Annotated in this window: 21 protein-coding genes; 8 read left to right on the top strand and 13 right to left on the bottom strand. The window is 69.9% G+C overall.

What is annotated here, in order from left to right; genetic code table 11:
• Positions 1–42 precede the first annotated feature (42 nt).
• The 5 genes from ACFWI8_RS03200 to ACFWI8_RS03220 are packed head-to-tail and all read left to right on the top strand — an operon-like array spanning position 43 to position 5,066.
• Positions 43–1,002 carry a GDP-mannose 4,6-dehydratase gene (locus ACFWI8_RS03200; RefSeq protein WP_387085320.1) on the top strand — a complete coding sequence of 320 codons (960 nt, stop codon included), beginning with the start codon at positions 43–45 and terminating at the stop codon, positions 1,000–1,002.
• Between the two features lie 56 nt (positions 1,003–1,058).
• Positions 1,059–2,375, top strand: coding sequence for a hypothetical protein (locus ACFWI8_RS03205; RefSeq protein WP_387084955.1), 1,317 nt, complete (start codon positions 1,059–1,061; stop codon positions 2,373–2,375).
• Positions 2,372–3,061, top strand: a complete 690-nt coding sequence (locus ACFWI8_RS03210; protein WP_387084957.1) for an adenylate kinase family protein — start codon at positions 2,372–2,374, stop codon at positions 3,059–3,061. The genes ACFWI8_RS03205 and ACFWI8_RS03210 overlap by 4 nt, the downstream gene beginning before the upstream one ends.
• Complete coding sequence (locus ACFWI8_RS03215; protein ID WP_387084959.1) at positions 3,058–3,900, top strand: hypothetical protein; 843 nt, start codon at positions 3,058–3,060, stop codon at positions 3,898–3,900. The genes ACFWI8_RS03210 and ACFWI8_RS03215 overlap by 4 nt, the downstream gene beginning before the upstream one ends.
• Positions 3,897–5,066 (top strand): macrolide family glycosyltransferase, encoded by a 1,170-nt coding sequence (locus tag ACFWI8_RS03220; RefSeq protein ID WP_387084961.1) that lies wholly within the window; start codon positions 3,897–3,899, stop codon positions 5,064–5,066. The genes ACFWI8_RS03215 and ACFWI8_RS03220 overlap by 4 nt, the downstream gene beginning before the upstream one ends.
• 26 nt (positions 5,067–5,092) lie before the next feature.
• Here ACFWI8_RS03220 and ACFWI8_RS03225 read toward each other — a convergent pair whose 3' ends face one another.
• Together ACFWI8_RS03225 and ACFWI8_RS03230 are read right to left on the bottom strand one after the other, a co-directional pair.
• Entirely contained in the window at positions 5,093–6,112 is a 1,020-nt protein-coding gene (locus ACFWI8_RS03225) for a pyridoxal phosphate-dependent aminotransferase (RefSeq protein WP_387085323.1), read from the bottom strand.
• The gene (locus ACFWI8_RS03230; RefSeq protein WP_387084963.1) at positions 6,112–7,287 is read right to left on the bottom strand and encodes a hypothetical protein; all 1,176 of its coding nucleotides are present in this window, start codon (positions 7,285–7,287) and stop codon (positions 6,112–6,114) included. Before ACFWI8_RS03230 ends, ACFWI8_RS03225 begins: the two co-directional genes overlap by 1 nt.
• 518 nt (positions 7,288–7,805) lie before the next feature.
• On the opposite strand from ACFWI8_RS03230, the gene ACFWI8_RS03235 reads away from it, so the two are divergent.
• The 3 genes from ACFWI8_RS03235 (at position 7,806) to ACFWI8_RS03245 (ending at position 10,749) form a co-directional block, all read left to right on the top strand.
• A complete protein-coding gene (locus ACFWI8_RS03235; RefSeq protein WP_387084965.1) occupies positions 7,806–8,492 on the top strand; it encodes an LmbU family transcriptional regulator in 687 nt (228 codons plus the stop codon).
• A complete protein-coding gene (gene pyk, locus ACFWI8_RS03240; protein WP_387084967.1) occupies positions 8,489–9,520 on the top strand; it encodes a pyruvate kinase in 1,032 nt (343 codons plus the stop codon). Before ACFWI8_RS03235 ends, pyk begins: the two co-directional genes overlap by 4 nt.
• Positions 9,521–9,582: 62 nt before the next feature.
• On the top strand, positions 9,583–10,749 hold the full coding sequence (locus ACFWI8_RS03245; RefSeq protein WP_387084969.1) for a nucleotidyltransferase family protein: 1,167 nt from the start codon (positions 9,583–9,585) through the stop codon (positions 10,747–10,749).
• 40 nt (positions 10,750–10,789) lie between these two features.
• Here the strand turns inward: ACFWI8_RS03245 and ACFWI8_RS03250 are convergent, their stop codons facing one another.
• The 11 genes from ACFWI8_RS03250 to ACFWI8_RS03300 all read right to left on the bottom strand — a co-directional run bounded on the left by ACFWI8_RS03250 (position 10,790) and on the right by ACFWI8_RS03300 (position 23,401).
• A complete protein-coding gene (locus tag ACFWI8_RS03250; RefSeq protein ID WP_387084971.1) occupies positions 10,790–12,205 on the bottom strand; it encodes an MFS transporter in 1,416 nt (471 codons plus the stop codon).
• A 133-nt stretch (positions 12,206–12,338) separates the two neighbouring features.
• A complete protein-coding gene (locus ACFWI8_RS03255; protein ID WP_387084972.1) occupies positions 12,339–13,199 on the bottom strand; it encodes a class I SAM-dependent methyltransferase in 861 nt (286 codons plus the stop codon).
• Between the two features lie 54 nt (positions 13,200–13,253).
• Positions 13,254–14,012 (bottom strand): HAD family hydrolase, encoded by a 759-nt coding sequence (locus ACFWI8_RS03260; protein WP_387084974.1) that lies wholly within the window; start codon positions 14,010–14,012, stop codon positions 13,254–13,256.
• Positions 13,984–15,765, bottom strand: coding sequence for a carbamoyltransferase C-terminal domain-containing protein (locus ACFWI8_RS03265; RefSeq protein WP_387084976.1), 1,782 nt, complete (start codon positions 15,763–15,765; stop codon positions 13,984–13,986). The genes ACFWI8_RS03260 and ACFWI8_RS03265 overlap by 29 nt, the downstream gene beginning before the upstream one ends.
• Positions 15,766–15,937: 172 nt before the next feature.
• Positions 15,938–17,095 carry a glycosyltransferase gene (locus ACFWI8_RS03270; protein WP_387084978.1) on the bottom strand — a complete coding sequence of 386 codons (1,158 nt, stop codon included), beginning with the start codon at positions 17,093–17,095 and terminating at the stop codon, positions 15,938–15,940.
• Between the two features lie 164 nt (positions 17,096–17,259).
• Entirely contained in the window at positions 17,260–18,144 is an 885-nt protein-coding gene (locus ACFWI8_RS03275; RefSeq protein WP_387084980.1) for a 2OG-Fe(II) oxygenase family protein, read from the bottom strand.
• Positions 18,101–19,354 carry an NAD(P)/FAD-dependent oxidoreductase gene (locus ACFWI8_RS03280; RefSeq protein ID WP_387084982.1) on the bottom strand — a complete coding sequence of 418 codons (1,254 nt, stop codon included), beginning with the start codon at positions 19,352–19,354 and terminating at the stop codon, positions 18,101–18,103. Before ACFWI8_RS03280 ends, ACFWI8_RS03275 begins: the two co-directional genes overlap by 44 nt.
• The gene (locus ACFWI8_RS03285) at positions 19,351–19,905 is read right to left on the bottom strand and encodes a hypothetical protein (RefSeq protein ID WP_387084984.1); all 555 of its coding nucleotides are present in this window, start codon (positions 19,903–19,905) and stop codon (positions 19,351–19,353) included. Before ACFWI8_RS03285 ends, ACFWI8_RS03280 begins: the two co-directional genes overlap by 4 nt.
• Positions 19,889–21,364 carry a hypothetical protein gene (locus ACFWI8_RS03290; protein WP_387084985.1) on the bottom strand — a complete coding sequence of 492 codons (1,476 nt, stop codon included), beginning with the start codon at positions 21,362–21,364 and terminating at the stop codon, positions 19,889–19,891. The genes ACFWI8_RS03285 and ACFWI8_RS03290 overlap by 17 nt, the downstream gene beginning before the upstream one ends.
• Positions 21,361–22,014 (bottom strand): TOMM precursor leader peptide-binding protein, encoded by a 654-nt coding sequence (locus ACFWI8_RS03295; protein WP_387084987.1) that lies wholly within the window; start codon positions 22,012–22,014, stop codon positions 21,361–21,363. The genes ACFWI8_RS03290 and ACFWI8_RS03295 overlap by 4 nt, the downstream gene beginning before the upstream one ends.
• Before the next feature lie 46 nt (positions 22,015–22,060).
• On the bottom strand, positions 22,061–23,401 hold the full coding sequence (locus tag ACFWI8_RS03300) for a SagB family peptide dehydrogenase (RefSeq protein WP_387084989.1): 1,341 nt from the start codon (positions 23,399–23,401) through the stop codon (positions 22,061–22,063).
• Positions 23,402–23,441 lie beyond the last annotated feature (40 nt).

Genomic DNA, 23,441 nt, shown 5'->3' on the forward strand with positions numbered 1-23,441 from the left:
TCTAGATCCGGGATGCGTTCAGAATTATCCTGCGGCCAGGATATGTCGGGGAGGACAGTAGCGATTACCGGTGCTGGCGGATTCATCGGCAGCCACCTGGTGGAACACCTGCTGCACCGTGGGGCGAACGTTCGGGCCCTGGTGAGGAGTGGTTCTGTTGTAGGGCGCACACGACTCGACGGATTTCTCTCGGCCCCCGGCGGCAGGCTCACCATCGATCAGTGGAGTATCGAGGAACCTGATTCTCTTGCCGTGCTGCTTCGTGAGTGCGAGACCATCTTCCACCTGGCGGCGCTGAGCTCGGTGCCTCACAGCCACGCGAGGCCGGACGCGTATCTGCGGACGAATGTCGCCGGAACCCTCACGGTGCTGCGCGCGTGCCGGACGGCGCGGCCCGCGCGGCTGGTCTATATCTCCAGCTCCGAGGTCTACGGACCAACTCGCTACGATCCGGTGGACGAGCGGCACCCGCTGGCCGCTCGCTCGCCGTACGCGGCGAGTAAGATCGCCGCCGAGAAGCTGTGCGAGAGCTTCGCCCACACCACAGGGCCGGCGGTCGTGATCCTCCGCCTCTTCAACGTCTACGGCCCGCGGCAGAGCACCGGGGCCATCGTTCCGCGCATCGTCGCCCAGGCCCTGCGCGCCCGCACCGTCCGGCTGAGGGACGTCGACATCGCCCGCGACTTCAGTTATGTCTCCGACGCCGTGCTGGCCATGACCGCGTTGTCGCGATGCGCCGTGCGCGAGAGATGCTCCGTGGTGAACGTCGGCTCAGGCGTTTCCCGCACCCTCGGACACATCGTGAGAACCGTGGCGCACGTACTCGGTGTCCGACTCTGGATACAGGGTGAAATCCCGCCGCCCATGAAAGACCGGTACGCCGACAGCCGGGGACGGGCGGACCGGAGAAAGCTACGAGAACTCGTCGGTCCGTTACCTGCCACACGCTTTGAACACGGTATAAGAAACGTCATTCAGGAGCTCGTTGAAGCAGCGTCATGACCGCGCACACCGACCGATCCCGCCGTGAAGCAACCTGTCTTACTGGGAGCGAGTGAATGCCCGAGTCGATATTCAAACGGAATTCTGAGCCAGGATTGTCGCCGGAGCTGCACGCACTCGACAGATGTCGGAGCGAGATCATCGACGTGCTGCCTCCCTACGCCTGGCACGGTCCGACCCGCGCGGCCACCTGCTATGTCTGGCCGTCGTCGGAATGCCCGGTGGGATGCGGCCACTGCAACTACGCCTCCCCCGTCTCGCTCGGCCAGATCACTCGCTACAGCGTGGCTCGTGACCCCGAGCCCGTCATGCGTGTGATGAACAGCATGGGGCTGTGGAAGGCCGTGCTGTCCGGAGGCGGCGAACCCATGGTGGAACCTGAGTTCTGCGAGCTGTTCGTGCACGAGATCGACTCGCCCGACCTGAGGGAGATCGAACTCATCACCGCCGCGCACTTCGCCACCGACGGGGCCAGCGCCCGGGCGCACGTCAATCGCTTGGTGCGGGCCTGGCGGACCCGCTCGACCGACCGGCACGCCGCCGACTTCACCATCCGGATAAGTCTGGACTGGTTCCACGCCCAGCGGATCGGTGTGGAGGCGGCGGCCCAGGTCATCACGCTTCTCGGCGAGGACGACTACCGGGACGTCGGTTGCTACATCCGTTCCGTCCTCCTCGACGGCGACACCACCATGGCGCGGCTCAGCGAACGCCTTCGAGGACGCCTCACTGACCTCCACGACTACCAGCAGAAGATCCTCCTGCCGGACGGCCGGGAGATCCTCATCTACTACAAGAACCTCATCGTCGATGGTCGTATGACCCAGCGGAAGATGTCCCGCCTCCCGGTCAGCGTGCCGCGGGAGTCCCGAGCGGACATCTTCGGCAAGCGGTTCCTCAACGACGCGGGCAAACACGTTCCGGCCCGGGTCTACAACGGCCCTCAGGTGCGCCACCTGGACGGACTCGCCTGCCTGATCGAGGACGACGGGAACATCCGGATCCTGGAGGGGAGCGACGTCAACCGGTCCCCCAACGTACGGACCGTCCGGGACTGGGACGAGGCAGTGACGATGCTCTACGCCGACCCGCTGACCGTCTACCTCGTCGACAACGGGCCGTTGGAGTTGGCCCACCTCCTCGCGGAGAGCTTCCCCGAGGCGGCTCGCTTGGCCGCGGACACCAACCAGCTCTACCACCTCTCCGAGGTGCTCATGGCCTCTCCGGACCGCAGGCTGTACGCCACTCTGCGCGCCCTGGAGTTGCACGAGGCGGAAGGCAGGGTGCGGGTGGACCACGCCACCACCGACCGGGGCTGGTCCCTTCTCGCCCGGCACGGCGTGACGCGCCCGGACCTGGAGGCGAGGGGATGACCGGCCTGTCGGTCTTCCCGGTGCTGGGCCCTCCCGGCGCGGGCAAGACAACGGCCTTGACCCGGCTGGCCTCTGAGCACCCGCGGCTCACACGCTTCGGCGTGCGCGACTACGGCCTGCGGCTGGCTCGTGAGGGCGACGCGTTGGGCGCGCTCGTGCACGGCCCGCTGGCACGCAACGAGATGCTGCCGAACTCGCTGGTCCTGCGGGAGTTCCACCATTTCCTGGACCGTGTCCCCGCCCGGACGCGTGTGGTCGCCGTCGAGGGCTATCCGCGCGATACCGCGCAGTGCCAGGACTTCCGGCGCGCCGTGGAGGGGGCTGGCCACCGGATCGGCGCCCTGATCGTCCTGTCGATACCCGACGACGTCTCACGGCATCGCGTTTCGGGCCGTCGGATCTGCACCTCCTGCGGTGCCGCGACGGAGGACGGCGGCGGCAGTACCTGCGCGTTGTGCGGTGGGCCAACGACCACGCGCCGGGATGACGAGGCGCTGCGCCACACACGTCGGCTGCGCGAGTACCGAGTGGTGGTCGGCGAGGTGCAGTCCTACTTCTCCCAGCGGGGCCTGCTGCGGAACGTTGACGGTCTGCTGCCCGCCGCGGAGGTGGCCCGGAGGCTCAAGGCCCTACTGCTGGGCGACGACGCGACACCGGAACGAGCCGGGAAGGAAGGACTCCGATGACCGGGGGCGCGAGGGTCGGTGGGGCGGCGGACATGATGGTCAGGCGCCGGTCGGCCCTGGACCGGATGGCTGAGGTGCCAGCGCCGGAGGGCGCGGGAACGGCGCTGGCTGGCATGACGGTGGCCTTGGCCGACCACGTGCTGGCACCGCAGGCGACAGAGGTGCCCGCGACGCTCGTGCGCGATGTCGTCGACCGTCTGCTCCGGGACCCGGGTCGCACGGGCGCCGGGGCCGCGCTGGTGACGGGACTTGAGGCGGCCTTCGACCTTCCGCAGACTCGCCGCTTCCACGAGGTGCTGTTCCGGGCGGTCTGGGAGGTGTTCCGCACCGAGTGCGACGAAGTGGACGCAACCGCCGCCTCCCGGATCAAGACAGGGGTGACAGAGGACGGGAGCATCCCGTTGGAGCAGTACGGGAGCGCCTGGAGCTTCAAACGGCTCCACATGGACCGCGATGCGATGCTCTTCTCCCACCTCTACGGGCCGGTGGCCGGCTTCGCCGGCGGGGAGGTGCTCCTGGCCGACGTCCGCGGTTTCATGCGCCGCCACCATCTGCGTTTCGACGACCTCTTCGAGTGGTCGGTGGAGCCCACGCCGGGCAGCAAGCCCGTGCTGCGCCAGGAGTTACACGAGCCGATGATGCGCGAGTTCGGCGTGGACCTCGGCGCCCTCGGGCCGGATGCGGTCGTCTTCGTCAACAACGCCCCGGGTGCGGGGATTCTCCACGGGGTGAGGCCAGTCGTCATCGAGGAAGGCGCCGAGTTCGTTCGTGTGTTCCATCGCTGCAGCGCCAAGACGGCGGCTCCGTCCCTCCGCGCCACCGAGGGGGGAACGGGATGACCAGGAACATCCTGTTCACCTCCTTGCCGACCCCCGGCCACGTCAACCCCACGCTTCCGCTGGTGGAGGAGCTGGTCAGGCGCGGGCACCGCGTCACCTACGGCGTCCATCCGAAGATGTCCCGCGCCGTCGTCTCCGCCGGCGCGGACCTGCTGCCCATCGATTTCGAGATGCCCCCGCAGCCCGCCTCGCGCACATCGGGACCGGAGCGGTTCGCGCACCGGCTGGCTCTCTTCGCCGAGCTGATCGAGGCGGGGTTCCCTTCCCTTCTCGACCACGCGCGGGCCGAACGTCCCGACGCCGTCTGCTACGACATGATGACGCCCAGCGGCAGGATGATCGCCGAGCGGCTCGGGCTGCTCGGCGTCGGCCTGCTGCCGAGCTTCGCCAGCAACAGGCACACGATGGAGAGCCTGCTCCCCAGCATGGCGTCGCCCGACCAGTCCACCCTCCAGCCGGTGTGGCGGACGTTGCGGCGGATGGCCCGCGAGCACCGGGTCAGCATGTCGACGGTGATGATGGCCGGTCCCCCCGCCCAGCTGAACATCGTCTTCCTGCCGCGCCGCTTCCAGCTCGCCGGTGAGACCTTCGACGACAGCTACCACTTCGTCGGCCCGGACCTGGGAACCAGGTCGCGCGCCGGTGGGTGGAGCCCGCCCGACCCGTCGAGCCTCGTCCTCTTCGTCTCGCTGGGGACGGCCTCCCACCGCCCTGACCTGTTCAGGCTCTGTGCCGAGGCGTTCCGGGACGGGGCCTGGCACACGGTTATGGCGGTCGGTGACCACGTGGACACCGGTACCCTCGGGCCGCTCCCTCCCACGGTCGAGGTGCGCCCCTTCTTCCCGCAGCCAGCCGTCCTGCGGCACGCCGACGTTTTCCTCTCCCACACGGGGATGAACTCCACGATGGAGGCGCTGCTCAGCGGTGTGCCGATCGTCGCCCTACCGCAGCGCCCCGAGCAGGAGGTCATCGCCAGCAGAGTCGAGGCGCTCGGCCTCGGGCGACGCCTCAGGGAGACGGATCTCACGCCGGGCATTCTGCGCGCGGCCGTGGAGGAGGTCCACCGCGACGAGGGGATTCGACGGGAGGTCCACGCGATGCGGCAGTGCATGCGCGGAGTCGGCGGCGCCGTCGCCGCGGCCGATGTCATCGAGGCGCAGTGGTGATCCGGCGCCCGCCCGGCACGGTGGTGTCACGCGTCCGCGTCCACAGCTGGGCGGAAGGCGGGCGCGCCCGGCCGCCCGGCGAGGGCGGCGAAACACTCGGCCGCGGTCGTCGCCCCGGCCGGGTCCGTGCCGGAGAAGGCCAGCCGGACGGACGGACGGGGGGCGCCGAAGGCCGCGCCCGGAGAGACCCGCAGTCCGGCGTCGGTCAGTGCGGCCACTGCTCGCCGCTCGTCGGTGCCTTCGCACTCCAGCAGCAGGGACGGACCTCCTCCCGCGACGTGCCAGCCGAGCAGGTCGGCCGCGCGCGACGTGAACGCGCGGCGCGCGTCCTGTGTCGGCTCGACGCAGGCAGAGCGCAACGCGGCGAACGTGCGCGGACGAAGGAAGGCCGCCCAGGCTCGCTGCCAGGCGGTCGGCGGGCCGAGCGCGGTCAGGTCCCGCGAGACGGCCGCCGCGCAGGGGGCGGTGACCCAGCCGAGCCGGCTTCCGCCACCTGCCGCCTTTGCCAGCGACGTGACCGTCCAGGCGCCGACCGGTACGGGCGGGACGGCGCCGTCGGGCGCGAACCAGCGGTAGACCTGGTTCACGACGACGCGGTGCCCCCGGGCCGCCAGCCGCCCCAGGTCAGCGGCCAGCGGCTCCTTCACGGTCAGGCCATCGGGATTGCGGAACGGCGTGGTCACCCAGAGGGTCGTCAGCCCCGTGGCCCGGGAGGCGGCCTCCGCCATGGCGTTCCACGCCACCTGGCGCACCCGGCCGCCCATGCCGAGCAGCTCGGGAATGTCGAGGAAGGAGGGTGCCTCCACGACAGCCTCCGTGCCGAGTGGCGTCCACGCCGCGGCGAACTGGCGGACGCCGCCGGTCACCACAGTCCGTTCCGTGTCGGCGCCGAAAAGCTCCGCCAGTCGCTCCAACAGGGCTGGCTCCCCTCGAGGGGGCGGCGATGACCAGGCGCCGGGCATGCCCAGTGCGCGGGACTGCGCGTCGACGAACCGGGCCGCGAGTCGATCGGGCCAGGGCCGCGGCGGCCCGGTCAGGTCGATCATCACGACGCGGCGGCTGCCACGACGCGCGCGATCACGCCGCGGGACAACTCGTAGGAGACCGTGGCCACGAAGAACTCCTCCCCCACGCGGAGGTAGCTGCCCGACGCGGTGTCGAACCGTTCGATGTCCGGATCCTCAGCCATGCGGACGCCGGCGCCGGCGCCGGCGGCTGCGGGTGCCGAGGGCGGCGAGGAGACGTCGTCGGGCAGGAGGCTCCGGGCGAGGTCCACGGGAACCAGCCGCACGCACGTCCACGGGTTGAAGGACACCGGCCTGATCGACGTCTCATGCTCGGGCTGGACGACAGAAAGGGTGAGCCGTCTGCGGTAGTAGGAGAACGCGTCGGCGGCCAACCGTACGGCGGGGAGGAGGCCGCGGGCGCGGCCGGTGGAGAACGCGTGGACGGTCGTGCCGATGCAACGGCGGCTCCAGTCGGGGCGATCCGGCAGCGGCGAGGGTTCGAGGGTGCGCGCCGGGCGCAGCGCCAGCAGTGCGGTCTCCTGCTGGGCGGTCAGCGCCGAGGAGGCACGGAGCGTCGTGACGAGGTAGCCGAAGAAGCCCTGGAGGTGGGCCCTGCGCAGCCTGGCGGTCAGCCGATCGGCGGCGAAGGAGGGGCGGGAGAGAGCCGTCAGCAGGTCGTTGGTGTCCTTGGCCGTCACGAAGTAGTCGCCGGCAGCGTTGTTGACGATGCAGGCCAGGTTCTCCTCCGGCGCCACGATGTGCAGACCGGGCGGGCTGAAGGGCAGAGTGTCGGTGAGCCCGAGCCGAGCGCAGTGCCGGACGGAGTAGTCGCCGAAGTGGATGTCGACGTTCAGGAAATCCGGGCTGCCGGCGGGCGCGACGAGGTTGATCTGGCCGTACAGCAGATCCTCGTCCTCGTCGTACTTGAACCAGGGCAGCTCATTGTCCTGATAGACGTACCCGAACTCCTCCCTCAGGATTCGCGAGACACGCCACCCGTCCGCGCAGGTCCGCACGAAAAGGTCGATGTCGTTGAAGTCCCGAACGGTGCGGTCCTCGTATCCGACGTTGGCGCCGAGCCCCTTCCCTCCGAATATCTCGATCCCCAAGTCGACCGCGATTCCGTGCAGCCGTTTCATGTTCTCGTCGAGGACGCCGTGCGCGCGCTCCAGGTCCCGCACCTTTTCGGCCATGGTGTCCAGGCAGCGCCGCACGGCCGGATTCGACGAAGCTAAGGGAGAGAGTCGTCGCCACACGAGCGTCCGCATCCTCAGGGACTCGAGGAAGCGACCGGCCCTGACGGGACCGGCCGACTCGATGGCTGCGACGGACTGATCGAGTGTGAATCGCGGCTGCAGACTCGCAAGACTCCTCAGAGCCACTACGTCGTCACGAGAAAGGTGCTTGCTGTGTGACATGTGCAACTCCTCTCGGAAGCGTTCAGGGCATGAGCGCAAGTGCCTCTCGTTCACCGGAATTCGTTGCCGAGAAAGGGGATTTCCCGTTCCGCAGAGTATCCGAGCGCGTTGAAGCGCCTCAAGCGTCGCGTGACCGCGGTCCCGCCGGCGGGACACGGAGGGGCTGGAACCCCGCGCCGACGATGTTCGCGGACATGGAAACGCGGGCGAATGTTGCAAAAGGCGCAATCTGTGCACCGGTGGCCGGAGTTCACGCAAGAAGCGAGAAGCGAGAAGCGAGAAGCGAGAAGTGAGAAGCGGAAGGACGGCGGTAGATGCATGGAATGAAGGGTGACGGGTACGGCAGGGTTCTCGGGCACCAGAACCCGATCGAGAAGAAGGTGCTGACGTACCGGAACTCCATCTCCCTACCGGCGTGCCTCTCTTTGGAGGCATGGAAGAGCGTCGGGGAGAAGATCTCGCGATTGCACGACGCCTCCGCATGGTGGCTGGGAGACTGGCTGGTATACGGCCAGGACCTATACCCGGACCGCTACCGCAGCGCGGTGGAGGAAACCTCTCTCGGTTACCAGACCCTGCGTAACTACGCGTGGATAGCCAGGCGTTTCACCACGTCTCGTCGTCGCAGCGGACTGAGCCTCCAGCACCATGCCGAAGTCGCTGCGCTACCGGACGCCGAGCAGGATCTCTGGCTGGACCAGGCCGAGGCGGCGGGCTGGTCGCGGAACCAGTTGCGGCACGCAATGAGATCCAAACCCCGCAGCGTCCCGCCCGCCGACCGCGAAGGGATGGACACTATCCGACTCACCGTTCCCCGGAATCTCCGGCTCACCTGGGAGATCGCCGCCGCGCACGCCCAATGCGACCTCGCCCACTGGATGATCGCGACCCTGGACAGCGTGGTCGGCACCCGTCCCCGCGCAACCGCCGACCACTCCTCTCCGCCTCCCGTGCTCACCCCGCTCTCCACTCCACGTCCGAAAACCGGTGACGCTTCATGATCGACCTGGCATCCACGAGAACCGACGTAGCGGTCACCATTGGCCCCAGTAGCAGGGATCCCGCCTGCGTCGAAGCCCTCGTGGCAGCGGGAATCGACATCGTACGCCTGGGCATGTGCAACGGCACCCGCGAGGAACACGCCCGGACAGTCGACCTGGTGCGCGAGGCCGCCGACAAGTTCGACCGTCCCGTGCGCATTCTGGCGGACCTCCAGGGACGTAAGAACAGGCTGGGCGCGCTCCCCGGCGGGCGCGCCGACTGGGCGGCCGGCGAGACCGTAGAGCTCGCCGCCCGTCCCTGCCGCCCCACCTCGCACCGCACCTGGACCAAACACCCCTGGCCCGAGGAGCACGTACGCCCCGGCGGCAGCGTCCTGGTGGACGACGGGGCAGTGGTGCTCCGGGTGAAGGACGCCGAGACCGGAGTCCTGCGGTGCGAGGTCGTCCAGGGCGGCGCCGTGACGAGCGGCCGGGGCGTCAGCATGCCGGGCGTCGTGCCCGACGGGAACGGCCTGTACGAGGGGGACGCGGAGGACCTTCGGTTCGCCCTCACCCTCGGCGTCGACATCGTGGCGCTCTCGTTCGCATACGGCAGAGCCGACCAGGAAGCGCTGCGCGCCCTCGCCCCCGACTCCGTCCTCATGGCCAAGGTCGAGCACCCGCGGACCGTGGACGCCCTCGACGAAGTCGTCGAGGCGTTCGACGGGCTCATGGTGGCGCGGGGCGATCTGGCCCTCGAAGCCGGCTACGAAAACGTGCCCTTCATCCAGAAGCGGACGATCGCGGCATGTCGTCGGGCCGGCGCGTATTCCATGGTGGCGACACAGCTTCTGTACTCGATGCAACAGCATGCCCGGCCCACCAGGGCAGAGGTGTCGGATGTCGCCAACGCCGTCCTGGAGGGAGCCGATTCCCTTCTCCTCGCCGGGGAGACGGCGTTCGGCCGGCAGCCCGTAGGAGCGGTGACGACGCTGCGTCGGATCATCGCGCGCGCCGAGCGCTATCGGTGCGAGGCCGGCGGCGCGTAACCCCTCCGCTGGCGCCGGCACCTCTCACACCCGCACATCTCCTCACGAAGGAGGCACAACCGTTGTTGAAGGCCAGCACGCTGAGGGGACTCAGGCCCGAGGACGAGCTGCTGCTCGCGCTCGCCAGGCTGCGCCTGACCACCGAGGAGAAGGACCGGATCCGGTCCTTCCTGGCGGCTCACGAAGGGAAACTGGACTGGGGGCGGTTCATCGATCAGGCGGCCCGACACATGGTCCTGCCGATCGTGGGCCGCAATCTGTCACGGAACCGCCTCACCCACGCGGCGGACGGCCGTCCCCTGATGCCGTATCGCTGGATCTACGCGGACGTCTATGAGGCGAACAGGCTGCGCACCGCCCTACTCACCGACGAGTACGGGAAGGTGCTCCGTGGCCTCAACGACGCCGGTCTGCCCTACCTGATCCGCAAGGGCCCGGTCCTCGGCGAACATGTCTACCTGGATCCCGCGGCGCGGCGCGTGTCCAACCTCGACGTCTTCCTGCGACGCGACGACTTCGCGGTCTACGCGGACGTCGCGGCCGAACTCGGCTACGACGTAGGCGCCCCGTCCGTCAACGGGCAGCGCATCACCCCGTTCGACCGGAGGACCGAGCTGTACTTCAAGACGGTCGTCACCAATTCCTCGTTGCCTTTCATGAAGGTGGGGAACTCCAGCCTGGTCGACATGTACATCCTGACGGGAATATCGAGTCTCTTCCAGCCGACGACAGGGCTGACGAACGACGTGGAGGAGCTCTTGGATCGCTCGCTTCCCACGACGCTGTACGGCGTACCCGCCCGCATGCTGGACCGCGTCGACCAGATTCTTGACGCCTGCGTCCAGGTGCACGTGCGTGCCACGATGCTGTACTACATCGAGAGCGGCAAGGACCTGACCCTCCGCAACTTCCTCGATCTCATCGCCGTGTTGGAGAGTCGGCCGGACGACTTCGTCGAGGAGTTCGAGGAGCGGGTGCGCCGCTTCGACTGTGCCGACAGTGTGTACTACTCGCTCCACCACGCAGGGCTGCTGTACCCGGCGTTCGTACCCGAGGATCTTGTCGAGCGCTTCCGGCCGACGAAACTCGACTACCTGGATGAGTACGGCGGCTTCGACGGGGGCTGCTACCGCTGGCAGAAGCCGTTCGCGAAGCGCCTGTTCGACACGCGTCGGGCGGCCGAGGTGACGGCGAGAAGCGCCGTTCCCGGCCCTCGATCGGTCGTCTGAAGACCCCGGGGCTCGGTGAGCGATCCGCGGGACGGCGACGTCAGGACGCCCGCCCAACCCGTGGCCGCGTAAGGGTGCTCGTCCTCTCTCGCGGCCGTCCGATGCGCAGCACCAGTGGACAGGCGACCAGGGCGGCCGCCACGGCCAGGGCGAAGACGGCGGCGAACGCGGTGCCGTCCGAACTGGTCTGCTGCTGGACCATGTTGAACGCCGCACCGCACACACCGATCAACAACATGCTGCACAGGCTGTCCGCGAGTTGCAGGGCCGCGGAGTTGGTGCCCTGCTCCGCGGGCGAAGAGTACTCCAACGCGAGCACGCCGATGCCGGGCAGCAGGACGCCCATCCCGCAGGCGCACAGGACAAGGCCGGCGGCGGCCACGGCTGTGGGCGTGCCGGGCGTGGTGCCGCCGAGCGCCACCGCCGTACCCAGCAGGTGCACGAGCGCGCCGGTCAGCAGCACCCGCTGCCGGTGCGGCCGCAGCCGGGGGCGGCTCTGCACCCAGGATGCCCCGGCCCAGCACACCGCGGCGCCGAGCAGCACAGAACCGGCGGCGATGGGCGGCAGGCCGCGTTCGTCGATGAGGAGCAGCGGCAGGTAGGACTCGACGGCGAAGTACGCGGCGGCGGCGGCGCCGCGTACCAGGACGAGCGCCGGCAGGCCGCGGCCGGCGCGCAGCGTGCGAGGCGGGAAGAGTCGACGCGCACTCAGCACGAGCACCGTCAGCCCGGCGGCCGCCAGAAGGAACGGCACGCGCGCGTGCGGCGACAGCGCGTACTGCACCAACGCCGCGCCGGCCGCCACCGCCAGCGCCGCGAGCATCGGCGGCCGGGCTGGGGGAGCGTTCTCCTCCTGAGGCTCGGGCAAGCCGTTCAGCGGGCGGGAGAGTAACTGCCAGACAAGCACGGCGAGCGTGAGCAGCGCGGTGAGGTGGAAGACCCAACGCCAGGAGAGCCAGTCCGCGACCGCCCCGGCGATCGGCGGGCCCAACAGCGACGGCAGGATCCAACAGGCGGTGGTCAGCGAGAACATCCGGGGGCGCAGGTGCTCCGGATAGGCCCGGGCGACGACGACGATCAGGGCGACCGTCACGGCCCCGCCGCCCGCTCCCTGGACCACACGGCCCGCGACGAACGTCCACACCGAGCCCGCCGCGCCGGACAGCACGGCACCCACGGTGAAACACGTCAACCCGGCCCAGATCACCGGGACCGGCCCGACGCGGTCGGTGATACCGCCAGCCAGGGCCGTGCCCACGACCCCTGCCACCAGGAACCCGCTGAAGACCAGCGCGTACTGGGGCAGCCCGTCGAGGTCGCGCACCGCGACCGGCATGACGGTGCCGAGCGCCAGCGCGGCGAACGCCACGATCGCGAAGCCGCTGCTGATGGTGAGGGTGGCCCGGCGGTACGACGCGGCGAAAAGGCTGTCGGACGGCGTGCTTGTGGTGGCCATTGAGCCTCCTGGGCGCTCGCGTACTCCCGTGTGAGCCCGCCCCGTTGATCGCGGCGAGCGGTCCGTGACGCCGATCGCGGTTCACATCGTCTCGTCGGACGGAGCGCGTCCGTCCGACGAGAGCCCGCGAGCGTCAGGGCCGGCGGAGGAGGACACCGAATCCGGCAGGTTTGAGGGTGAGTTCGATCAGCGCGTCACGCTGCCTCTGCGGCAGGCCAGCGGCCAGGTCTTTGACCTCGGGTGACCACGGCATCGCCGCGACGCTGGGCCACGGTTCGCCGTTGGCCTCCACCAGGCGCACCACGTCGAAGCCGGTGCCCTCGAAGAGGTCGTAGAGCTGGTCGACCCGGAAATCCAGATCATGCGGGTGATAGACCACGTCGTGCAGGTGGATCAACGACTCGTCGGCCGGCATGTTCTCGCGGTACACCTTCCGCGCGAAGTGCTCGGGCGCCAGGGTCCGCACCAGGTCCAACCGGTCGGGGTGGTCGGGCCCGATCCGCAGGATGCGAAGCGACTCCCGCAGGTCCTGGAGCTCGCGGCGGCCGAGCGTCGCGTACGTCCAGACGTACACGTGGCCGCCGGGTCGCACGAACTCGAAGAGCCGCCGCGCACCGAGCGCGGTGTCCGACAGGGTCTGGAGGACACCGTGGCAGTACACGAAGTCGAAGCCGCGCAGGTCGTCGTTGGCGTCGAGGAAATTGCGCCGCTCGACGTGCGCGTTGGTGACCTCCCGTTGCCGCATGAGCGCACGCGCGTAGGCAAGGGACGGCTCGGACAGGTCGAACGCGACGATCTTCGTCGCCGGCATCGCCGCCGCGAGGTCGACGGTGACGCACCCCGTTCCACAGCCGGCTTCGAGCAGGGTGGACAGCGGGCCGACCTCCTCCATCACCGGCTGAAGGAAAGTCTCGAAATAGTCTGAATGGTTCCCGTAGGTCGGATAAGGATACTGTTGGTAGAGTTCGACAACACTCGCTGTGATGTCATCCATGACGAAAGCCGATCCTCTCGTTGTCTCAGGCGGAACCGCGTGCACAGATCGACGTCAGACGCGGGCTGGCCCGGACTCCAGGTCGACCACGATTCCCGCGTCCCATCCCGTCAGGGTCGTCCGTCCCGCCGGCGCCTCGCCGATCACGATGCCGGTGAAGTCGGGCACGCTGGCGACGGCGCCGATGTCGACCAGTCCGGCGTCGCCGACGGCCACGCAGACCGCACCCGCCGCGACGGCCGACCGTACGCCCGCTTCCGAGTCCTCGAAGACCAGCACCCGTTCCGGATCGATCCCGAGCCTCACCGACGCCAACAGATACGGGTCGGGGTTCGGCTTCCCGCGTGGGACGTCATCGCGATTGACCGACACCTTGAAAACGCCGGTCAGTTCGAGATGGTCCAGCACGAACTCGATCCGCCGCGGCCAACTGCTGGTCACGAGCCCAAGGGCGACGCCACGGCGAGCGAGCGCGGTGAGCAGGCCGACGACCCCCGGAATCGCGGAGCACTCCGCCTCCTCCTCGGCCCTGTCGACCTCCGACCAGATGGCCTTGCGGTCGCTCTCCGACCGGTCCGGGAAGAGAAGCCGAACCGTTTCAGAACCCGGTCGCCCATGAACGCACCTCGCGATGTCATCGGGGGTCAGAACGCGACCGTGGCGACGTGAGACCTCACCCCAGGCATGCTCGATGACCGGTCCTGAGTCGACGATGACACCGTCCATGTCGAAGACGACGGCCGCGATCCGGATCCGGCGGGACTCCGCGTCCACTGCGCTCCTCCTACTGCCGATCGGGCAGGTCCGCGGCATCGCGTGCCTCGTCCCGGATGACGAACGTGTCGTCGACCAGCAGCACGTCTATCGCACCGCTCCGCAGCGCGTCGAGCGCGTCGCGGTGCGATCCGACGATCGGCTCCTCGTGCTTGTTGAACGAGGTGTTGACCAACGCCGCTTGTCCGGTTCGCTCGTACCAGGAGAGCAGGACCCTGTGCAGGAAGGGGTCGTCCTGCTCGCGCACGATCTGGGGACGCGCCGTGTTGTCGACGTGCACGACGGCGGGGCAGGTCTTCGAGAACTGCTCGTGGCACTCGTACGTGATCGTCATGAATCGCGCGGACACGTGGTCGCTCGACCACCCGACGTAGCAGTCCGCGGCGAGCTCCTCCGCCGTGATCGGCGCGAAGGGCATGAACTCGGTCCTGTTCAGTCGCCCGTTGAGCCAGTCGTTGATCGCGACGTCGTCGGTGCGGTAGAGCACACTTCGATTGCCGAGCGCGCGTGGTCCGAATTCCATGCGACCGCGAAACGTTCCCACGACCTGGCTGTCTGCCAGGGCGTCGACGACGATCTTCTCCATGCCGTGATCGACGCGCCGAACCGACAGGGTGGGATATTCGCCGAGGAGCTCGTCCAACCGCGCCGTGGAAATCGTCGCGTCGGGGCCAAGCGCCATGGAGGGTGCCTTGGGACGCAAGGAGGTTCGGCGGTGCGACGCGACGACGGCGGCCTGAAGCGGCAGTCCGCCGTCACCCATCGGAGGCAGGACGTAGACGTTGCGGACGTCGGCCGTCTCGAATATGCGCTGGTTGAGCTTCACGTTCGCGAACACGCCGCCCGCAAGGCAGACGTTGCCCGTGGGCACCGTGGCGATGTGCCGGGCCACGAGGGTGGACAGTATCGACTCGATGTGCGCCTGCGCGGCAGCGGCGACGTCCGCCGGGTCGTGCTTGGCGATCTCGGCCCGTAACTCGGTCGTGTAGCCGTCGTACGACGGCTGGAATAAGTCTCCGCACCGCGCACGGATCCGGTTGGCGTCGTCGATGTCGATCATCTGTCGCATCAGCGGCAGAGCCCTGGCCGGGTTCCCGCGCGCCGCGAGCCCGGTGATCTTTCCCTCGTGGCGATTCGCTCGGAATCCGAGGAGTTTGGTGATCCGACCGTAAAAATAGCCCAGGCTGTCGATGGACGTCTCCCTTTGGAGGACCTCCGTCTTCTGCTCCGTGCAGTAGGCGACCGTCAGCGACTGGAAGTCGCCTCTGCCGTCACAGGACACGACCAGGGCCTCGTCGAAGGGGGAGCACAGGAACGCGCCGAGCCCGTGTGCCTCGTGATGGTCGACGTACGTGGCCTTCGATCTCAGGCCATTGTTGTCCACGAAGTCGTCGAACTCGGCGCGCTTCTCCTTGTCGTTCGCCATCTCGTCCGAGATCCGCTTTCTGAGGTGGGTGAACGAGTCGGGATTCCTCCTGACCTCCTCCGCCACGCGGTCGACATAGAGCAGCAGGTGCCGATCGGCGTCGAACCCCGCATGCCAGCCGTATGCGATCGCGTCCATGGCGTCGAGTGACGTCCTGCCCTCGTGGAGAACGAAGTCGATCGATCGCGTCGGCCACGTCTTGTGATCCTTGATCCGGGTGAAGCGCTCCTCACTCGCGGCGGCGACGATCTCGCCGTCCTCCACCAGGCAGGCTCCCGCTAAGTCATTGTTGGTTATGCCGAGAACAAGCAACTGTTCCTCCGGGCTCGGGCCGCCAACGCGGAATCTCTCGGACGAGGCGAGCACGAATCAAGCGACTTAGGGAGTCTGACGGCCGGTGTCGAAACCTGTCAACAGCTCCGATCGTGATTTCTCTCGTCGGCTTGCCGCTGTTCAACTGCGGAAGTTCAGCGGTCAATCGGCGAACTCACCACCGAAGCGGTGGCTGGAACGGGAGACATCGGCGACCACGTGACGACTATCTGACGTAGCGATCCAGCCGGCCGATCTCGGCGTCGAACGGCCAGGTGCAGAAGGCGAGGTTCTCGACCTCCTCGTAGAACGGAATGCCGCCTTCAGCTTTGTGCGGGGCGCGACCGTGGTGCAAATGCACCAACGGATCGTCATGGCGATCCATGACGCCGTGACGTTCGATACGCCAGACGAAGTCCTCGTCCTCGCCGCCCCATCCGACGAATCGTTCGTCCATCCCGGCCAGTCGTCGAAAGAGCGACTCCCGGAGCCACACGCACCCGCCCGGCGGCCGCCGGAGCCAGACTCCGCGCAGATCTTCCTGATCGACCCCGTGCGTCCCCTCGAGGCAGCGCCGCGTACTCGCACGCGCGCTGGCGCGGTCGTCGAGAAAGAGCATGTCGCGATAGGGCCAGTGTGCCTGCGTTCCGCAATGGCCGAATCGTTCGATCGCGCGCTCGACGAAATGGTGATCGACCAGGATGTCGCCGTCGAGGACGCATACCAGTTCGGCAGGACGCGCGCCGTGCACGACACCGACGTTCACGGCCCACGACTTGTTGAACGGGCCGGGACTCGGAGCGAACAGGTAGTGGTCGCAGGCTCCGCCGAAGAGTTCCTTCCACCGAGGTCGCGTGTCGCTCTCGACGACGATCACCCGGTATCGGTCGCGCGGATGGCTCTGGTCCGCGAGGGCGTTGAGCACGGCGGCCAGGTTCCGCACGCGGTCATGCGCGTCCTCCGCCGCGCGAAACGGAATGACGACGGCGGCGTCAACCGGATGCGTCCCGTGGTGGGGACGCCGGGCCACGCCACCGAGCAGCGCCTGCGCCCCCGGCGCGGGAGTCTCCTGGCCGAGGGGGGAACCGAGGTGAACGAGCAGCCGTGACGAAGTCTCCACCTTCTGGGCGAGCCTGAGCAGCCGCGCGGACGCCGACGTGCCGGCGAACTCCGTGAAGACGGACTCGAGTTCCTTCACCAGCTGCCAGCAGGCGCCGTCGTCGCGCGGGTTCGCGGTTACCATCGACGCCCGCGCGCGAACACCGGGCTCCTCCGAGTCGAGCAGGGCGGAAGCCATCGCCCCGTGTGCGTCGGCCGCCCACTTCCAGTAGTTCGGCGCGACGCCTCGCGCATCGGCGTCGTGCGCCAACACCAGGCTGCTCACCGCGGCGTATGCCAGCAGGCGCGGCTCCCGAGGTCTCGGTGTCACGCGACATCACCATCCTGTCCATTCACCGTCTGGACGTACGCCGTCGCGATGGTCCCATCGGTGCGGGGCTGTTGGAAAGACCGGCCAGGGCTCGTGGCGGAGGCAACGAGACTCCCGTGTCAGCGCGCGGGTGCGCGACGATCCGCTCGCCGACCGGCTGACATCCATTCCCGGTGCATCTCGGCCAGTCGCTCGTTCAGGAACGACGCCGCCGTGTGGTGCTCGTTCAGCCGGGTGTTGCCCGCCGGATGAACGAACAGGGGCATGGAGAGGCGAGAGCGACCGCTTCCGCCGCCGCCAGGCCAACGCACTCGGTGCTCGGTGGCACGGTAGTGCCCGGCGGTGATCTGTTCGAGCATTTCTCCGGTGTTGATGACGAACGCCCCGGGGTCGCACGGCACGTCGTGCCATTCGCCCGCGTTGTCGCGCACCTGAAGTCCCGGTTCGCGAGGGGCGGCCAGCACGGTGACAAGGCTCAGATCCTTGTGGGCGAACCCCCGCAGCGATGCGTTGGTGTTCTCGTCGATCCGCGGGAAGTAGCGCTGGATGCGCAGCGTCGTGCCCGAGCCCGCGGCCAGCGTACGCGGCAGCGGCATGCCGAATCCCTGCGGAACCTCGGCGGGCGCGGAGTCGCCGAGCCAGCCGAGGATCGTGGCCGCGAGCCGCCTGCCTTCGTCGAAGTACCGCAGGGCGGAGTCCGAGACCTCCTCCGGATAGGTGCCGTGGCGTAGGACCTGGAAGAACTCCCGTTGGCCCAGTTCCTGGGCGCCCGGCCCGCCGCGCACCGGCGGCGAGGGGAAGAACCCGTCCTGCCCGCCCGATGTCCTGTACTTCCACTTGCGATCGGTTTCGAAGAAACGCGACCACTCCTGGCGGACCACTTCCGGCAGGCCCGATTCGGCCAGTGGATGACCGCGGAGTATGCCGAATCCGGTGGCGTGCACGGAGCGGGCGAACTCCTCAGCCGCGTGCGGTGCCGTGTAGTCGACGGTCGCTATCCGCATGGCTCGAACTCTCCTGGGTCGCGGTGCTCACTCCGGCAGGGGATTGGGCTCGGAACGCGGCGTCGAACTCCTGGTACGTGATCGCGCCCGATGTCATCGAGAAGTAGAGGTCGGCGAGTGCCGGATCGTCGGCCAGCCGGTGCATAAACGCCAGGTCGCCGTCGTCGAGGTTCAGGTCGGCGACCGCCAGAGCGGCCTCGTAGCCGGGCCTGGCGGCGCTCCGAAGCGTGGCGGCGTACTCGGTCAGCGCCCGATCCGGGGTCACCGCCGACGCGAGGCAGTCGGTGAGCAGTTGGGCCTGGAGAAACGCGTCCGTGATACCCCACGCGGTGACCGAGTCCTTGTGCACCGCGGCGTCGCCCGCCAGCGCCCACCCGGGGCCCGCGGCACGCCGGATGAAGTTCGGCTGGTCGCCCGTGCCGTGGAGTCGTTCGGTCATCTCGGCCGCACGCAGCCGCTCGAAGAGTTCGCCGTCGTGCTCGCGGATGGTCCCCAGGTACACATCCAGGGGCCGCTGCCTGGCCCGGGCGAACTCCCGGTGGCGCAGATAGCAGGCCACCAGGGTGCCGCCGTTGGTCCCGACGGCGCCGACCAGCGCACCGTCCGCCCTGGTCACCGACAGCGCGTTGTCGGTCGGCAGGTCCCAGAAGGCGTAGTAGACGCAGCTCTTGGTCGCGGCCTCGGCCAGCGCCGCGGCCCGCACTCGGCGCGCCACCAGCGACCGCATTCCGTCCGCGCCGACCACCAGCGAAGCCCGCTCGTTCACCCAGCCGCCGCCGGCGGTGCGGCAGCGTACGCCGGTCGCCCGCCCGTCGGCGAAGAGCAGGTCGTCGACCGTGGTGGCGTCCCGGAACTCCACTCCGGCCGCCACCGCGGCCTCGACAAGCAGCCGGTCCAGCAGGTGGCGGCGTGGCGCGTAGTTCATCCGCTGGCCGCGCACCGGACGGCTCGAACCGGTCACCGTGATCCCGGCGGCCCGGTAGATCGTTCGCCCCATCGGCGGGCAGCCGGTGTCGCGCAGCCGGTCCAGCAGTTCCCAGTCAGCGAGCGTCGCAACGCCCCGCAGCTGGATGTGCCCTGTCGACAGGGTGTCCTTCGGGAAGACCGCCCGGTCCAGCAGCAGCACGCGGCGCCCCTGCCGGGCCAGCAGCAGCGCGGTGCTGGCGCCGGCGCAGCGGGCGCCGACCACGATCGCGTCATAGCCGCTCAACGGCCGCCTCCTCGTAGGTCCTTGGTCGCGGGCTCGCCCGCCGAGCGCGCGATCAGCAGGCTGGCCAGGTGGTTGTCGTGCGCGCCTGGCCGGCGCACAAGACCCGCCCGGGTGTCGAGCGCCGTCCGGTACCCGGCTGTGCCCAGCGCCGCGCGTACGGTCTGCGCCCCCCAGCCGATTCGCACCAGCAGCGCTCCGAGGCCGGCGCCGGCCACGCCCGCGTCGCCGAACCAGAGCAGAGCGACCGGTAGCCCGGCCGCCCGCAGCCCCTCAAGCCGTGTGGCCGAGCCGGGCAGCGGCTCGGCCTCACCCGGCGGGTAAAGCCCGGGGGCCATACCTTCGGCCCGCACCACGCCGATCAGCACCGTCAGGCGAGGTCCGAACTGCTCGTTTAGCCACCTCCCGCACTGGTCAAGGGCCGCCCGCGGCTCCCCCGGGGAGACGTCGCCTGGTCCGGTGACCGCCGTGGGACCTGGCTCCGGCGTCCCGAGCGGCGGAGGGCCGAGACGCAGCGCCGCGTAATAGAAGTCCGCCTCAGTCGTCAGCGGCACGCTCGGCCTCCCGGTACACACCGACCACGGCGGCCGGCACCTCCTGATCCGGCCTCAGCTCCAGCAGCTCACTCAGCGCGGGATCGCACCGGGTGGTCACCTGGAGCTGGCAGCCCGCGACCGCCTGCCGCAGCTCCGCCAGCGTCACCCCGGCCTGAACATGGGCGAGCCGGAGGCTCTCCGCACCGCGCTCGGCGTACCACCGCACCGGTGCGGCCACCAGCACCAGTACCGCGTCCGGCTCCCCTGGTAGGCCGAGCGGCACCGCGTCGGCGCTCGCCCGGGTGGCTACCAGCTGCCCTGAGCCCGGGTCGTAGAGGTGCACCAGGTAGGGCGAGTCCGGAACGGCCAGCAGATAGACGTGCACCTCCTCGGTGGCCGCCGGCTTGGTCAGCAACAGCCGCAGGTACGGCGGCAGTCGGTCAAGCGGCAGCTTCGGCGAAGCCTCGTACTGGGCCTTGATCCGGGAGAATGGCCGGCTCGTGCCGCGCGGTGGCGCGGCCCACGGCGACCAGGCCGCGGCCGCTTCGTAGTGCGCGGTCACCAGACCTTCCGGCCCGGGCACGCGGGGGAGGCAGTGCGCACAGCCCGGCTCCGGGACGAGTACGAGTGTCTCCTGACGCAGGTCGGCCAGCGCGGTGCGGACCACCCGGCGCACCGTGGCCGGCGGCGTGATCATGCTCAGCAGCGCCAGCACCTCGGCGCCAACCAGCCCGGCGGCCAGTTCCACTGCGTGCGCGGGCAGCGGCCCGCGCGTCACCGCCGCCGCGGCCGACGACCAGCAGTCCGGGCAGCAGGTCCAGCGCGGATGGAAGAACGGGCCCAGCTCAAGCCGTTCGCCGTCTCCGGCGCACCGGAGCACCGGCGTGCCGGTCCGCCACAGCTCGGCTGCGAGCGCGGCGAACCCGGCGGGCTCCCGCTCGCACACCACCACCAGGTCCTGCGGCCCGGCCGGGACGGCGGTCGCCAGGACGGCTCCGGTGACGCCGCTTTCCCGCAGGCAGGAGAGCACCGCATCGGCGAGCTGGCCGGTCCCCAGCACCGTGACCCGGGCGTTCGCCAGGGATTCCGTGACCGTACACACCTCGCCGTGGCGCCTCGTCAGGGAGAGGCTGCGGGACAGGTAGGCGTCTGCCGCCGGGTCCGGCTGGTCCGGGACGGGCCGGTCCGGGGCGACCCACTCGACCAGGCCGCCCCTCTCCAGCAGGCGCAGGGCCCTGGCCACCTCGGACGGGCGCGCCCCGGTGCCCGCGGCGAGAGCGGCGATGTCGTGCTCGCCGTCCAGCCGCGCGAACAGCCGTGGCAGCAGCTCGGTGGCCGCCGCCCCGGTGAACACCTGGCGCCTGGCCACCCCCTCGACCACCAGCCCGTCCGGTTGCCGGACCACGGCGAGGCCACGGGCCAGCCGGGGTCTGCGCTCGGTCCCGGGAGGCGCCTCGGCGGCCCGCGCCGCGCTCATCGCGCCCTCCCGGCACCGGTCGGGGCCGGGACGCGCAGCGACCGCGCCACCCTCGCCACCGCCCCGTCGGCGCCGAGCCGGTCCAGCTGCCCACACCTCGGGCAGCCGTGGCAGCCCAGGGTCCGGTGTGCGGCGACCCGGCCGCCGACCGTGTTGGCGGACAGCACCAGACCGGGCTCGCGCAGCCGCAGCGCCTGCTGCGCCAGGCCGACCGCCAGCCGGACGTGGTGCGGCAGATGGCCCTTGACGCCGAGCCGGTGATCGGCGGCGTATGCCTCCGCCATCGCCCTGACGGTGTCGGAGGGCTCCCGATGCTGCGCGCGGCGGGCCAGGTAGCAGCTGTGACACGGTCCGTCCGGCGGCGCCAGCCAGGGGCCGACCACCACCCACGGGTGCTCGGACACCACCGGCAGCCACGGCCGCCCGGCCGCGAAGGCGGCCTCGTCGAGGCGCTCGCAGAGTTCCTCGAGCGGCCGCCAGAGCGCCACCACCAGGACCTCGGGCGCCTCGCGCGCCGGCCCTTCGGCCGTGAGCTGCTCGACGGTCAGCAGTGCGGCGCCCAGTTCGCGGCAGAAGCGGTCGCGTACCGCCTCCCCGAAGTCCCCGACGCCGGCCACACCGACGCCGGCCGGCTGTATGTCTTGGGCCATGGGTTCTGCTTTCCTCCTCCGGATCCACGGGGACGCCGTGCGGCGCTCACCGGTCGAGCGGGATGCCCAACACGAACTCCCCGACGGACGATTCCTCCAGCGGGTCGAGCCCGGTGATCCAGGCGAACGCGGCCGAGTCGCCGGCGCCGACCGCGCAGCCGCCCAGCCTCATCGCCGTCGCCGCCAGGTACATGGCCTGGTAGAACACGCCGACGTTCTTCAGGGTGGCCGCGTAGCTCAGACCGCGGTACTTCCACGACATCCGGTTGAACCGCGCGGCGAGGGTGACCACTACCTGGGGGACGCCGGCCGCGCCCACGCTCCCGCAGGCGTCGGCGACCAACGCGAGCACCGCGTCGCGTTCCGCCGTGACCAGCGTCAGCCCGTGCGCCGCCGGCTCGTAGTGGTACACGCCCGACGGCAGCCCGCGGCACCGGGTGACCGACAGGTAGAGCTCCAGGTCCTGGCTGGCCCCGGCGGAGGGGACCGGCCGATTGGTGCGGGCGTACGGCATGTCCTCGGCGGCCGGCGTGTGGCCGCGCACCCGGGCGGTGCGGTACAGGAACTCGCCCAGCTGGTCCAGCGTCAGCGAGCCCCTTACGAAGCGGCGCACCGAGCGACGTTCCTCCACCACCTCGGCGAACGGTGGATCGGACTTCCGCAGCCGCGCCAGATCAGGCCGCGGCAGCGCGATCACCGGCTTCAGCACCGGCTTCACCGCGGGGAGTGGCCGAAAACGGCCGCGGAACGGGTAGACCGTCCCGACGGCCCCCGCGGCCAAGCCCTTGCGGCTGTGCCAGTGGAGCAGCACGTCGTGGAACTCCCGCTGGCCCGGCACCGGGTCGGCGTCCTCCTGAAGCCGGCCGGTCTCGTCCACCGCGCCGGCCACTCCGCCGGCCACCAGCAGCTCCAGCAGCTCCAACGCCACGGCGGCCGGCAGGTCGGCTCCGGCGCACAGTTCACCGACGTCTCGCGGCTCTGCCAGACGCGCCAGCACCGTGGCGACCTGCGGGGCGCCGACGACCAAGCGCGTGTGTCCCGTCAGCGACTCGACCACCAACTGCTCGTCCAGGCGACGCAGGCAAGCGAACCGAGACAGCCGCAGGCGTTGCCCGGGCCTGAGCCGCACCGGGGTGATGGCGGCGAGCTCGCTGGTGCCGCCGACCCGCAGCAGCTCGCGGTCACCGTCGGCGCACCGCAGGTTCAGCACGCCCTGGCGCAGCAGCGCGGCCAACTCCCGCTCCAGGGCGTCGCCGGCCCGCGGTGCCAGTCCGGTCAGCTCCGCGTCGCCGCGCGCACCGGTCGCCAGCGAGAACAGCGCGTCCGCGACCCCGGGAGCGGACGGACGCAGCAACCTGGACCGGCCGGCCGGGGTGGTCAGCAGCACGGCGGCATCTCCTGGTCCGCCGGCCGACCGGATGGCGGCC

It is taken from the genome of Streptomyces sp. NPDC127098 (genome assembly GCF_042722465.1).
GTDB classification, from domain to species: Bacteria; Actinomycetota; Actinomycetes; order Streptomycetales; family Streptomycetaceae; genus Streptomyces; species Streptomyces millisiae.